Origin of the sequence: Solimonas aquatica, assembly GCF_900111015.1 — a bacterium.
GTDB lineage: Bacteria > Pseudomonadota > Gammaproteobacteria > Nevskiales > Nevskiaceae > Solimonas > Solimonas aquatica.
This window is the reverse complement of the sequence record NZ_FOFS01000002.1, coordinates 245,501-258,941: the sequence shown is the minus strand read 5'-3', so window position 1 is coordinate 258,941 and position 13,441 is coordinate 245,501. Positions and strand designations below refer to the sequence as shown.

The following is a 13,441-nucleotide window of genomic DNA, read 5'->3' as shown; positions in this document are numbered from 1 at the left end:
ATGAGTCAGCTTCCCGTTCGCAGTACCCCAAAGCAGCTTCCGGACCGCGCTGAATCCAGCACGCGTCTGGCCGAGATCGTCAGCGCCTTCGAATCCGAAACCGCGGATGTCCTTCTGCGCACCTCGCCGAAGTCGGAGCGCCTTTCCCTCTACGTCATCGTGGGCATGCTGAGCTTCCTGGTCCTGCTGTCCGCAGTGGTGAAACTCGACCGCGTGGTGTCCGGCAATGGCGAAGTGGTGTCGGCTGGTGGACAGCTCTACGTCTCGCCGCTGAATGCCGGCATCGTGCGGGAGATCAAGGTCAAGGTTGGCGATGTGGTGAAGAAGGATCAGGTGCTGGCGACGCTGGACCCCACGCTGACGCAGGCCGACGTGACCCAGCTGCAGCAGAAGCTGGACAGCGACCTGGCGACGATGGAACGCCTGCAGGCCGAATACAACGGCAAGGCTTATCTGCCCTCGGCCAACAACTCCTTTTCTGAAACCCAGATGGCCCTGTACAAGCAGCGTCAGGCGCAGTATCACGCCACGCTGAGCAACTACGACGCCCAGATCGCCAACGCACAAGCGGTCATCTCCCAGTACAGCCAGGACGCCGAGCAGTACAAGAAGCGCATGGAACTGGCCGCCGATGTGCAGGGCATGTACGCGCCGCTGGTGAAGAAAGGTTACGTCTCCCGCCAGCAGCTGGCGACGGCGCAGGACAGCAAGGAGGAGATGAGCCGCCTGCTCGGTCAGGCACAAAATCAGATTTCGGCGCAGCAGCAGAGCGCGGCCGCGCTTCGCGCGCAGAAAGCCGCCTATGTGCAGCAATGGAGTTCCGACACCAGCACCCAGCTGGTCACGGTGCGCGATGACTACAACGCCACCAAGGAAAACCTGCAGAAGGCACAGAAGCTTCTGGATCTGTCCACGCTGACCTCGCCGGCCGATGCCATCGTACTGAAGGTCGGCAAGATCTCGACCGGCTCGGTGGCACTGACCATGCAGAACACCGATCCCGAAAGCGCCGGCGCGCTGTTCACCCTGGTACCGCTCGATTCGCCGCTGGAAGCGACGATCAATGTGCCGGCCAGCGACGTGGGCTTCATCCGCCCCGCCGATCAGGTCAACATCAAGTTTGCGGCTTATGACTTCCTGCGCCATGGCCTGGCCAAGGGCACCGTCAAGAACATCAGCGAAGGCTCCTTCACGCTCGATGAGAACAACCAGCCCGTCAATCCTTACTTCAAGGTTCGCATCGCCATCACCGAGGTCAAGCTGCGCGAGGTGCCGGCCGATTTCCGCCTCATTCCTGGCATGACCCTGACCGGTGACATCCTGGTCGGCAACCGCACCATCCTGAGTTATCTCGTCGAAGGCGCAATGCGCACCGGCTCCGAGGCCATGCGTGAGGCCAAGTAAGACATCCCGGATCAGAGCACATCGTGTTCGATAAATTGTTCCGCCGCTCGCCTGAAGCGCAACGCGCCAGGGCGAGTGAGAAACTGGCGCGCGGCGACTTCACCGAAGCCGCGCAACTGCTGCGCAAGCTCGCCAATGGCGGCGATGGCTCGGCGATGGTGTCGCTTGCCGAGCTGTATGTGCAGGGTCAGGGCGTCATCCAGAATTTCGCCGAGGCGGAAAGCCTGTACCTGTCAGCCGCCGCGCTGGGGTCCCTCGACGCCGAAGCCAAGCTCGGCGAGTACTACCTGTCCGGGCTGCCGCAAGGCACCAAGCCGTCCGGCGATGATGAAGCTCAGAACAGCTTGCTGGGACAACTGCTGGGGCAGAGCAATGCCATCCGCCAGGACTGGCAGGCGGCGGCACGCTGGAATCAGGCAGCCGCCGACAAGGGCCATTCAGGCGCACAGGCGCGCATCGGCTACCAGTACGCGACCGGCAACGGCGTCGAGAAAAATCTCGATGCCGCCGAAAAGTGGCTGAGAGCGGCAGCCGAGAGCGGCGATGAATTCGGTCAGCTGGGACTGGGTATGCTGCTGTCCGGCAGCTTTGGTGAGAAGCGCGGTGACACGCAGACCGCCGCGCAATGGCTGGACAAGGCCCGGGAGTCCGGCAACAGCAATGCACAAGTGGGCTTGGCGCTGCTGCACCTGCGGGGTGACGGCGTCGAGAAGGACGAGGCCCGCGCGCTGGCGATGCTCGAAGACGCGGGTGTGGCGGGAAATTCGCTGGCGATGTTCTACCTGGGCGAGGCCCATCGTCTCGGCCAGGGCGTGCCGGCCAATCCGGCCACCGCCGAGACCTGGCTGCGGCGCGCCGCATCGCGTGGTCACCAGCAGGCCCTCATTTCCCTGGTGCGCCTGCTGACCAGCAAGGGCTACGAGGCCTACGACGCCGCCGCCGCGCTGTGCCGGCAGGCCGCCGATCTGGGCATGGCGGAAGGACAGTTCCTGCTGGCCCATCTGTATCTGGAAGGCAAGGGGCTGCCACGCGACCCTGCGCAGTCGGTACGCTGGGCACGCGCAGCGGCCCAGCAGAACTATGCCGAGGCCATCGAGCTGCTGGGCGTACTGCACGCCAACGGCACGGGCGTGGCGCGCGATCCGCAGGCAGCGCTGGATCTGCTGGAGCAGGCCGCAGCCGCCGGCGCCAAGGGCGCTTATTACCGCATCGGCGTCATGTTGTTCAGCGGTCTGGGCGTGACGCGCGACGTCAGCAAGGCGGCGGAATATTTCCGGCGCGCCGCCGAACTGGACAACGATCAGGCCTGCCTGCAGCTGGGCGTGCTGTACGCCTCGGGCGATGGCCTGGCGGCCGATCATGAAATCGCGGCGCGCTGGTACAAGAAGGCTGCGGACCTGGGCAACCTCGACGGCCGCTTCAATCTCGCTTTCCTGCACCTGCGCGGCCTGGGCGTGCGTCACGATGTCGAGTACGGCCTGAGCCTGCTCAACGAAACGGCGGAACAAGGCAGCGTACCGGCGGCATGGGCGCTGCACACCCTGCATGAGGAAGGCGAATACCTAGCCAAGAATCCGGAGCTCGCGGCACGGTGGCTGATTCGCGCCGCCGAAATGGGCAGCGCGCCGGCGGTCGCCAGGCTGGTGCAGTGGCTGAACGAAGATCGCACGATGATGCCGCCGGCCTCCGAAGTGGTCGCGATGCTGGAAGGACTCGCCAGGTCAGGCAACATCGGCGCACAGATGTCGCTGGCGCAGCTGCTGCTGGAAGGCAAGCATGTGAGTCAGGACGAACGGGCGGCTCTGCATTGGCATGAGCGCGCTGCCGAGCAGGGCGACGCCAAGGCGCAGGCGGCGCTGGGCGATGCCTACAGCAAGGGCCGGGGCGTCAAGCAGGACATCGGCGTGGCGCTGGACTGGTACGAGCGCGCCGCGCAGCAGGGCAATGGTCCCGCCACCGGCGCGCTGACCCGCCTGCTGCTGGCCGGCAAACCCGATCCTGAAGCCCTGGCGCGACTGTTCAAATACTGGCTGCGCGCGGCCGAACATGGTGACGCCACGGCGCAGCGCGTCGTGGGCGATTTCTATCTCAGGGGTGTGGGCACCGAGCTGTCACAGGAGAAAGCCCTGTACTGGCTCAAGTCCGCTGCGGACCTGGGCGATGCGCCGGCCATGGTGGCCATTGGCGGGCTGGCCGTGCAGGGACAGGGCGCCGCCGTGGACGCCGCCGCCGGCATCGAATATCTCAAGCAGGCCGCCGCCAAGGGCAATATCGACGCGGAATACAATCTGGGCGTCTGCTACAGCCGTGGCCTGGGCACCGAGCCCGATCTGGCCATCGCCCTGCGTCATTACCGCAGCGCGGCACAGCGCAACAACACAGCGGCACAGTTGGCGCTGGCAGAGATTCTGGCCCTCAATGCCGGCGCCGACGGCGATCTGAGCGAGGCACTGCGCTGGCTGCGACAGGCCGCTGAAGCGGGCAACCCCGAGGCCATGGTGCAACTGGGTCGGCTGCATGAGGCGGGACGCGGCGTTGCTGCGGATCGCGAGGCTGCCATTGCGTGGTATCGCCGCGCGGCTTCCCTGGGCCATATCGACGCCGGCGTCGAGGCGCGTCGGCTGGAAGTGGCGCCGCCCACCGCCTGAGCGACAGCAGGCCTCACTCTTCGCAGGCGCCGGGCGCGACAGTCGCGCTCTAAGGATCCAGTTCGGGACGCTGGCCTTGCAGCAGATCGTCCAGCAGGGCCTGCCAGCGCGGCAGTGCCTGCGTCTTGAGATCGAAGTACTCGACTGCGGTCTGCCGGGCGGCGTCGCGCAAGTCCTGCCGGCGATCGGCAGAGGCGAACACCTCATCGACACGCTCGGCGATCTGCCCGGGCGAGAAGAAATCCACGGTCAGCCCGTTCACGCCATCCTCGATCACCTCCAGCACCGGCGGCGTCGCCGAGCCGATCACCAGACAGCCGGCAGCCAGCGCCTCGATGCAGGACCAGGACAGCACGAAGGGATAGGTCAGGTAGACATGCGCCGAGGACAGTTGCAGCACGCGCAGATAGTCCTCGTAAGGCAGGGTGCGAAACCAGTGCACGCGCCGCGCATCCAACTGCGGGCCCACTTCCTTGAGCATGATCTCGCGATAAGTGGTTCCCGGCGGCGGCGGCACGCCGTAACTGACTTCATCGCCGCCCACGATCAGCACCTGCGCCTTGGGTCGCCTGCGCAGTATCTCGGGCAGGGCGCGCATGAAGATGTGAAAGCCGCGATAGGGCTCCAGATTCCGCGCACAGTAGGTGATCACCTCGTCGGCACGGCTCAGCGTCAGTTCTGCCTGCGGGATGTTGAACTCGACGTCCGCGCGTGGACAGACGCGTTCGGTATCGACGCCCTCGTGCACCACCGTCACACGCTTGCGAATCTCAGGCGGCAACAGGCTGCGTTGCCAGACCGTCGGTGAGTGTCCCCAGTCGGTGGCTTCCGCCGCCATCAGCGTGATCGCATTGCGGGTCCGCAGGCGATCGGCATCCGCGAACACCGAAACGAACTCGGGATCGAAGTCCACATCCACGCCATTGATGTGGTAGTAGAACTCGAAGTAGGTCAGCACCGGCGCGTCCGGGAACAGATCCTTGACGAACAAGGTCTCGCCCCAGCCTCCGTGACCGACGATCAGGTCCGGATGGACGCCCTGCTCGTCCCGCAGCTTCCGGCACAGCTCCGACACGGCCGCCGCGTTGCGGATGGCGTTGTCGATATCGACGGTGAGCGGATGACAGGCACCGGCGCCGGTGCGATCCGGTTTGTAGTAGAGATTATGTACCCCCGGCAGCGGCTGATCGCTGCGCTGCGAGATGAAGTAAACGCGATGACCCTCGGCCAGCAGATGCCGGATGAGGTGCACATACTGCCCGGGGCAGCTTTGATGGATGAAGAGATAGATCATGCCGGTGAGGCGCCGGACCGATTCCGGCCCAGCGCCTCGTCACTTGCGCTTAGCCGCCGGCTTGACGGCCTTGCCGTTCTTCTTGGCAGGCGCTTTGGCGGCCGCCGGCTTGGCGACGCTCTTGCCGGCCTTGGCCGGCGCCACGCTCTTGCCGATCTTCTTTGCCGCCTTCTTGGCCGGCACCGCAGGCGCCGCCTCTTCATCGCGGAACTTGCCGAAGCTGGGACCCTTCTTGGCAGCCGGCGCGGCCGTCTTGCCCGCGACCGCCGCCGGCTTCTCCGCCGCCGCGGTGCGTTTCACGATGCGGATCTGCACCGCCTCCAGCGGATCGCCATTGGTCCGGGAACGGCAGGGCACGCCGTTGCGCAGCGGACCCACGGTGATGCCGGAACGGAAATAGGCGCTGTACTCGCAATCGTATTCGGCGGACGCTGCGGGCTTCAGACGCAGCGCAAAACCGATCAGGGGCACGCCACCGCCCTTGGTGCCACAGACCGCACCATCGCTGAGCCAGGGCGTCTCAAAGCCATTGGCTGCGAGACCCTTGCATTCAATGTCGGCGGCGCTCAAGGCCTCCAGCGGCACGACGCTCATCGCCTCGATCCAGGCACCGCTGCCGGCGCGGCCGGCCCATTCGGATTCGGTGAAGCGCGCTTCACCCTGGCCGCGCAGATGCAGTGCCACGCGCAGCTTCAGCGTGGCGCCGGCGGCGGTGCTGGGCAAGGCCGGAGACGTTGAATCGTTGATCTGCTCGACCTTGATATCGAAGGCCTGCGTGTCCGCCGCCGTACGCAGGGAGCTGAGGATCAGGGTGGCGCCTTTGGCGCCGATCTTGGCCACCACGATATCGCCTACGTTGCAGAGCCAGGCCGCGACCGCTGCGGTATTGCCAACGAATTCGACGGCGCCCGGCGGAGTCAGCGGCGCCGCAGCGACCAGCAGCGCGGGAAAGGGCGTGGCGGCCGTGCCCTCAACTACCGGTGACGCGGTGCGCACGGAAAAGCGGTAGACGCCGGCAGGAAACGGTACCGCCTGAGTGGCTGCGTGCAGCGGCACCGTCTTGGGTCTGGCAGCTTGCGCGCCCGCGTTCTGTTGCGACATTTCAGCTCCTGCAATCTTCTTTGTGAAAACGACAATCCCGGCACTGCCACCACAGTTCCTGCATATCGCTAGACAAACAACGGCGCCTCAGCGCCGCTGCGCGCGGCGATTTCGATCAAGCGATCATTGATCTCCAAGGGCCTGGCCTGCAGCGGCAACAGCTCGCCGGTCTCATGCTCACGCAAGCGTTCGGCCATTGCTCCGATATCGAAAGCCACCACAGGCAAGCCCGAGGCCATGGCGTGACTAAGTGTATAGCACCAGGTCTCGGGCCAGACAGAAGGCAGCCAGATCAGATCAGGCTGTTCCCGCCTGAGCAGTCCCGGCACTTCACCGTCATGGTATTTGCCGGTCACAAAAACCTTGCCGGTCTGCAGCAGCGGCGCATCCTTGACGCTGAAGCCGATCAGCACGAACTCCAGATCCAGCCGACGTCGCGCGGCATCACGGGCGCAGGCCAGCAGCACGTGATAGCCCTTGTGCTGACCGATGGCGCCCAGGATTGCCACGCGCGTGGTGCCACGGCGCTGGCGAACCGGCGGCGGCGGAATGGCAATCCGGCGCTCCAGCGGCTCCACCGTGATCGCCAGCTTCGGTGCATAGCGCGCGAAGCGCTGGGCCACGTCATGCGAAGGCGCAATCACGCGACGTGCGCCGCTCAGCCAGCGCAGGCTGCGACGGCGCAGCGCCGCGACGCCGATCTCTTCCATCAGATCGGAGCCATTGCGCTGCACGCAGCGCTCGCAGCCCGCCAGATCCGGCTCGCCGCAGTAACGGCCTGTTTCGTTCATCAGCGTGACGCGGGGACAGATCCAGCTGTAGTCATGCAGATAGGCGTCGTACGGCACGCCCAGTTGCAGGGCGGTCTGCACCAGGCGTGCATCCAGTCCCAGGAAATGATGCAGCTCCACGCTTTCAATCGGCAGTTGCTGCAACAGCTGCCGCAGCGCCGCGAGTTCCCCTGGCATCCCGAAGTACAGCTGGCCGAGGCGGGGCGCGAAGCTCCACAGCATGCAGGCCTCGGGGCCGAACTTCACGGGACGCAGCAGCAGCGGAAACTTGCCCTGTGCCTGCAACTGCCGGCAGCGCTCACCGACATAGCGGTCCACCCCGCCGGTGAGGCCCAGCATCACCATCAGCACCACGGGCTGGCGCTGCGCCAGCAGGCGATGGCGATCAAAACTGCGGCGGAATTCGCGCAGGCTGTCCTGCTTCAGAAAGGCCTGCACCTGACGGTGATAACCAGGATGTCGCAGTGCCATCAAGCGATGCGCGCGTTGCAGCAGCGCCAGGCGCCTTGCACCGAACGAGGCGCCGCCCGCGTGATGGACGAACACATCCGCTGCCAGGCGATGCTGCCAGCCAAGCTGGCGCGCCCGCATGCACCAGTCGCTCTCCTCGCCATAGCCCTTGCCGAAAGTGGCCGCGTCCAGCTCGCCCACTTCGCGCCAGGCGGCGCGGCGCAGATACAGGCAAAAGCCCACGCCCACCGGCAGCTCGACGCTGCAGCCGCGATGCGCCTCACGCGCGTAGGCGTCCAGCTGCGCCGACAGGGCCGCGTCGCCACCCTGCACGTATCGGGCAACCGAATCGTCATCGGCAAACGGCGTGACGCTGGCGATATTGGGTGCACGATAGGCCGCCGCCTGCAGGCGCTGCAGCCAGTCACCGAACACCAGGGCATCGGCGTTCACCAGCACTGCGTCGTGCTCGGGATGCTCGGCCAGGGCGCGGTTGATGGTGGCGGAGAAGCCCAGATTGCGCTCGTTGCGCAGCAGGCGGATGCGCCCGGCAGCGGCCAGGGCGTCCAGATCGGCCGAGAGCGCCGGATCAGGGCTGGCGTCATCCACCACCAGAATGCTGGCCGCAAAGTCCGCTGCGGTCCGCAAGACCGACTCGATGCAGGCCAGTGTCTCGGCCCGGCCCTGATACACCGGGATGACCACGTCCACCGGCAAGGGGCGTCCTGCCCGCTTGCGGGCGGCCGGGGGCGGTAGCGAGGCCCGCAGGGCTTTCAGGCTGGCCAGCAAGGCCGGCTTGAACAACAGCGGACTGTCCGCCAGCTCGACGGCGCGTCCATCCGGCAGCAGCGCCTTGATCGTCAGGCGGGACCCCAGCCGCAGGCGCTCGGCGTCCAGTCGCAGCTGAGCCTTGCGCGTGCGCTGACGGTGGATGCGGCCATGTTCGTCGCCGATCTCCAACTCTACTTCCTGATCGGCAGCCCAGCCCAGCCGGGCGCTGATCGTCAGATCTCGTCCCCGGGCGCTGCAGCTGGCCTCCAGGCGGGGGTTCAGGGGCAGAACCCGCTCACCCCCCAGCAAAGGCCGGCCAGCCGCCAGGACGCGCAGAAACTGCGCCTGCGCAGGCTTTGCGACCTGGAAGCGGGCACGGGCGCCCTGATGTGTTTTTTTCGACAAAGCCTGTCGGCTTTGCAACACCGCGCCATCGGCCGCCAGCAGCTCGAACTTCGGCGCCTGCAGAGCAGGCCCGACCTCGGCATAAAGGCTGAAATCCGCATCGAGCGCCACCCAGCCTGCAATGGCAGCCGGCATTTTCTGCATCAGCTGCCGCGCCAGCTGCGCCAGCCGCCCATCCGGCCCACAGGCATGGTTCAACAGAGCCTGCCCGAGACGCTGCAAGGCTGCTTCGAGGTGCTCCGTCGCGATCAGCGCGGCAATCAGCTCGGTTTCGGCTTCGAGGCTAGGGCGCAGCTCGGCGGCGCGCATCAGCAGTTGCAGCGCCGCGACCGGCTCCGAGCCTTGCTGCAACAGCAGGCGCCCCAGAATCGGGGCCAGCGCCGCCTGCTGCTCCGGCATCGTGCGCCAGGCGCGATCAGTCAGGCGCAGCGCCGCCGCAAGATCGCCCCGCTGCGCCAGGCGCCGGATGCGGCGCAGGCTCGCCTCCAGATCGTCTTTCGCGATCAACTGCTTGGAAACAGAAGGCTTTGGCGTTGCGGCAGCCATGCAGAAATGAGAGCAGAGGCCTAGAGCGGTATTGCGGACAGGCCGGGGAGCTTCGCACCAAAAAAAATCCCCCCCCAGCCAAGGCTGGGGAGGGACTTGATCAACTTCCTGCTAATGAAACTCAGGATTCCTTGAAAGCACCCGGCAGGTTGATCAGCGTGCCGCCCAGATCCAGCAGAGTGCTGGAGCCAGCCGGCGGTTCCTGCGCAGCGCCCACGCCGCCAGACGGGATGGCGCCGAGCAGGCTGTCCACCACCGGAGCAATAATCGGCGGCAGAAGCTGATCGAGCAGACCACCAGCGACGCTGGGGCTGGGAATCAACGGAGAACCAACCGACGGAGCGATGCTGCTGCCGCCCGGGAAGGTGTCGATGTTAAGACTGATGTCCAGCAAACTTCCAAGGTGAATATCCAGGCCGACATGGAGATATCCATGCCCGTCTGGACTGGTCACGATGGAGATACCACCACCGATTGAGATAGACATTAAAACCCCCAAGTAAACCGCATTGAACTTGCGTTCTTCTTTCCCGCAACCATCGTGCCACTTAATTCACAGCGCTTTGGTGTACAGATGGCATGAAGGGGAGCGAATCTAACGCGCCTCATCGCACCATGTCAACCCAAATAACGCACTGAACTGGCGCCGGAAATCAGGGTAACACCTACAACGCGGCTAAATTAACCTACAGTCGTGACAGATTTATGAGATTTCCATCTTCAATTTCCATCAATCTCGCTCAACTCGCGCATTTTGCATCCGACCATTCGTCGGCCTGAGGCAGCGCACGAAATCAGTTCACGCCTGCATCGTTAATGGGCATTTTTTATGTGCACCGCACCATTGCAAGAGCCGTGAGCCTCAGCCGCCGTTCTTGGCCTTGGCCAGGCTGCCGCGGAGCTGCGCGACAAACAGCTTGCGCGCGGTCTGCGCGATGCCCACCTGCACGCGCAGACGCTTGAGTTCGGCGTCCACCGTATTGATGTTGATGACCGCGGCGCGGGCTTCCTTGCTGAGCTTGGCCCACTCGTACTTCTGACCGTCGATGGCCACAACCGGAGCCTGCTTTGCCGCTACCTGCTTTTCCACTTTTGCCACGGGCACTTCTCCTGTCATTGAAACTGCGGTTAATAGAAATCATTAAGCCCCGCCGCTAAGGCTAGGCGCCTTTGCGCACCAGGCTATCCACCAGCGCCAGCTGCGCGGGAAGGCATATCGAATTCAGGTCATAGCGCTGCACCACGGTCTGGCGCGCCGCCCTGCGCAGGTGCTCGTAACGCTCCGGATTGGCCAGGACCTCGGTGACCAGCGCCGCCAGGGCCTGCGGATCGAGAAAGGGCGTCAGCAGTCCGTTCTCGCCGTGCCGGATCACTTCCTGCACCGGCGGCGTGTCACTGCCCACCACCAGCGCCTCCACGGACATCGCCTCCAGCATCGACCAGCTGAGCACGAAGGGCATGGTCAGATAGACGTGGCAGCGCGCCACTTGCAGCAGCTGAATCATGGTCTGGTGCGGCACGCGGCCGACAAAATGTACCCGGCTCACGTCCACCTGCTCGCGAATCTCGTCCCAGATCAGCTGGCGCCAGCTCCGCCCGCCGGGCGGTGGCGCGCCATAGCTCAGCTCATCGTTGCCGATGATGGCGATGTGTGCCTTGGGCCGCGCCTTGAGCAACTGCGGCAGGCTGCGCGCAAAGATATGCCAGCCGCGCATCGGCTCCAGATTGCGGTTGATGAAGGTGACCAGCTCGTCCTTGCGCGTCAGCGTCAGCTTGTCGCGATGGAAGGTGACGCTCGCGCCCGCATCCGGCCGCAGCGCCTGGGTGTCGATGCCGTCGTGAATCACCGAAACCCGCTCGCGATAGCGCTCGGGCAGGCGGCTCAGCTGCCAGTGTGTGGGGCAATAGCCGGCGGTCATCTGCTCCAGGCTGAGCAGGTTCATCGCGTTCTTGGCGCGCACCCGCCCCGGCGCGATGCGCTCGTCATTGAACTCCGGATCGAAGCCCACGTCGCCGCCCTTGAAGTGGTAGTACCACTCGATGAAGTGCAGCTGCGGCACGCCGGGAAAAACCTCTTCAATGCACAGGCCTTCGCCCCAGCCCGGATGCACCACCACCAGGTCCGGCACGAAGCCTTCGTCACGCATCTTCTGCATGGCCTGACTGCAGGCCTCGGCGCGGATCACCTTGGCTTCGAAGTCACTCGCCCAGGAATGGATGGCCTTGCTGGAGCTGTGCGCGATCTTGTAGTGCGTCACCTGCAGGCCCGGCACCGCCGGCCCGGTGACACTCAGTGCCCGCACCTCATCTCCGCGCGCCGCCAGTGCCGGCGCCAGATGTTTGAACTGCGCCGGGAAATTCTGGTGAATAAAAAGTATCTTCATTGCACTCGCGTTCAGCAATAACCCAATTGGTGGCGCAGATTTTCGCTGGCTTCATCAAAGACCCTGAGACTGCGTTCATCAAAATAGTTCTGCCAGTCTCCGGCCTCGCCTTTGCGGACGAACGCACGCTTGTCTTCTTCGCCGCGCGCACGGCCGGTGAGCTTTTCAAAAGACGCGCCGTCTAAGGCCGCCTGCACCGCCGCCGGTGAGTCGTCCACCTGCAACAGGCGGCAGACGCTGACGATCTCCGGCCCCGGGGCCTGCAGCAGACGCTCGTAGGAAACCTCGCAATACAGCTCCGGATGCCGGCGCCCGAAGTCCCGTGCGGCGCTGACGCTCACGGCCCACTTGCGCGCATGCCAGCGCATCTGCTTATAGAACTCTTCCGAATGCGGAACGATGGCATCTTCGAGTCCAGCGCGATACGCATGATGCAATGCCGACACCGCCACGTCGCGGCCGTCGCGGATGATGTGCACCAGCCGCGCCTGCGGCAAGGTCTTGTGCATGAACATGGTACGCATCGCATAAGCCGGCGTCTTGTCGCCCAGCACCTTGGCGCCGGGCTTGAGCTTGCGGCCCATGACCGCCGCACTGAACAACAGCAGCAGATCCTGAAACTCCGGCTGCGTCAGCGGCACATAGTAAGGCTCGCCTTCATATACCTGCGCGGCCACCTGCCGCTGCGTCCTGTTGTAGGCATTGCAGGCTTCGGAAAGCTTGGTCGCCAGCACGGTGAAGAAATGCCCTTCGCCGCGACACTGGATTTCGGGGTGCGCGTCGAGTATGCGCTGCAGCCAGGTGGTGCCGGACTTCTGCGCGCCGCAGACAAAAAACCAGGGCAAGGCCATCGCCGCTTGCGCGCGACTGAGAAAATCGGAACTCAAAGCAGCTGCCATGACAGTTTTTCGCCCGGTGGTACGAGTGCCCGGGCGATGATGCCTTTCGCCATCAGCCGCGCCAAGCCGCGCGGAGCAAACCGCATCGTGATCGCCGGTTTTGTCACGGCAGATAGGTGGCCGCCATGTCCCGTGTCTTCTGTCTGGGCTGCGAGGAGACGCAGGCCAGCGCCCAGAGATCATAAGAAGGATGCGGCCGCGACTTGGTCGCCACCACCTTGAATCCAGCCGCGCAGAGAGCCTCACGCAGGCTTGTCTCTACAAAACCACAGCGATGCGCCATGTACAGATTGCCGGCGGCCAGTGCCGGCCGATGGCCATACAGGACATCCAGCGCGCTGATCGGGCCTGAAGGCGACTCATAAGCGGCATCCAGCAGCTTGCCCTCCGCCACCAGGGCGCAGATGGACTGCAGATCCGGACAGGTGATGACCGCAAAGCCCTCGGGCTTCAGCACGCGGCGGAATTCCTTGAGTGCCACCGGCACTTCGTGCGGATACAGATGTTCGAGGTTGTGCGAGGAAAACAAGGCATCGAAGCTGGCATCCGGCACCGCTGACATATCCGTCATGGAGCCGATGATGTCCGGCTTGACCGAGGCATCGATGTCCAGACGCAGCTCCTGCCAGTCCGCGCCCGCAAACGCCGCTGTGGTGTTCACCTTGGTTGCCGGCCCGCAGCCAACGTGCAGAAAGCGAGGCATGTACCGCTCCCGACATAAAGAAATCCCCGCGCGAGGCGGGGATTG

The 13,441-nt window shown here is 64.8% G+C and carries 11 protein-coding genes; 3 read left to right on the top strand and 8 right to left on the bottom strand.

Going from position 1 to position 13,441, the window contains the following annotated elements; translation table 11 throughout:
• Together BMY12_RS03780 and BMY12_RS03775 are read left to right on the top strand one after the other, a co-directional pair.
• Positions 1–1,404 (top strand): HlyD family type I secretion periplasmic adaptor subunit, encoded by a 1,404-nt coding sequence (locus BMY12_RS03780; RefSeq protein WP_093282243.1) that lies wholly within the window; start codon positions 1–3, stop codon positions 1,402–1,404.
• A 23-nt stretch (positions 1,405–1,427) separates the two neighbouring features.
• The gene (locus BMY12_RS03775; protein WP_143068827.1) at positions 1,428–4,052 is read left to right on the top strand and encodes an SEL1-like repeat protein; all 2,625 of its coding nucleotides are present in this window, start codon (positions 1,428–1,430) and stop codon (positions 4,050–4,052) included.
• Positions 4,053–4,101: 49 nt separating this feature from the next.
• On the opposite strand, the gene BMY12_RS03770 is transcribed toward BMY12_RS03775, so the two are convergent.
• The 3 genes from BMY12_RS03770 to BMY12_RS03760 form a co-directional block, all read right to left on the bottom strand.
• Positions 4,102–5,346: a glycosyltransferase gene (locus tag BMY12_RS03770; protein WP_093282238.1), complete on the bottom strand. Its 1,245-nt coding sequence runs from the start codon at positions 5,344–5,346 to the stop codon at positions 4,102–4,104.
• A gap of 39 nt (positions 5,347–5,385) precedes the next feature.
• Positions 5,386–6,447: a hypothetical protein gene (locus tag BMY12_RS03765; protein WP_093282235.1), complete on the bottom strand. Its 1,062-nt coding sequence runs from the start codon at positions 6,445–6,447 to the stop codon at positions 5,386–5,388.
• Positions 6,448–6,515: 68 nt separating this feature from the next.
• Entirely contained in the window at positions 6,516–8,648 is a 2,133-nt protein-coding gene (locus tag BMY12_RS03760; protein ID WP_177188824.1) for a glycosyltransferase, read from the bottom strand.
• On the opposite strand from BMY12_RS03760, the gene BMY12_RS20215 reads away from it, so the two are divergent.
• Positions 8,628–9,434 (top strand): hypothetical protein, encoded by an 807-nt coding sequence (locus BMY12_RS20215; RefSeq protein WP_177188823.1) that lies wholly within the window; start codon positions 8,628–8,630, stop codon positions 9,432–9,434. The genes BMY12_RS03760 and BMY12_RS20215 overlap by 21 nt on opposite strands.
• 97 nt (positions 9,435–9,531) lie before the next feature.
• Here BMY12_RS20215 and BMY12_RS19890 read toward each other — a convergent pair whose 3' ends face one another.
• From BMY12_RS19890 to BMY12_RS03735, 5 genes are all read right to left on the bottom strand, one after another.
• Positions 9,532–9,897, bottom strand: coding sequence for a hypothetical protein (locus tag BMY12_RS19890; RefSeq protein ID WP_143068826.1), 366 nt, complete (start codon positions 9,895–9,897; stop codon positions 9,532–9,534).
• Between the two features lie 375 nt (positions 9,898–10,272).
• Complete coding sequence (locus BMY12_RS03750; protein ID WP_143068825.1) at positions 10,273–10,509, bottom strand: DUF6447 family protein; 237 nt, start codon at positions 10,507–10,509, stop codon at positions 10,273–10,275.
• 61 nt (positions 10,510–10,570) lie between these two features.
• Positions 10,571–11,794 carry a glycosyltransferase gene (locus BMY12_RS03745; protein ID WP_093282225.1) on the bottom strand — a complete coding sequence of 408 codons (1,224 nt, stop codon included), beginning with the start codon at positions 11,792–11,794 and terminating at the stop codon, positions 10,571–10,573.
• An 11-nt stretch (positions 11,795–11,805) separates the two neighbouring features.
• Complete coding sequence (locus BMY12_RS03740; protein ID WP_093282222.1) at positions 11,806–12,876, bottom strand: sulfotransferase family protein; 1,071 nt, start codon at positions 12,874–12,876, stop codon at positions 11,806–11,808.
• Positions 12,797–13,396, bottom strand: a complete 600-nt coding sequence (locus BMY12_RS03735; protein ID WP_093282220.1) for a class I SAM-dependent methyltransferase — start codon at positions 13,394–13,396, stop codon at positions 12,797–12,799. The genes BMY12_RS03740 and BMY12_RS03735 overlap by 80 nt, the downstream gene beginning before the upstream one ends.
• Positions 13,397–13,441 lie beyond the last annotated feature (45 nt).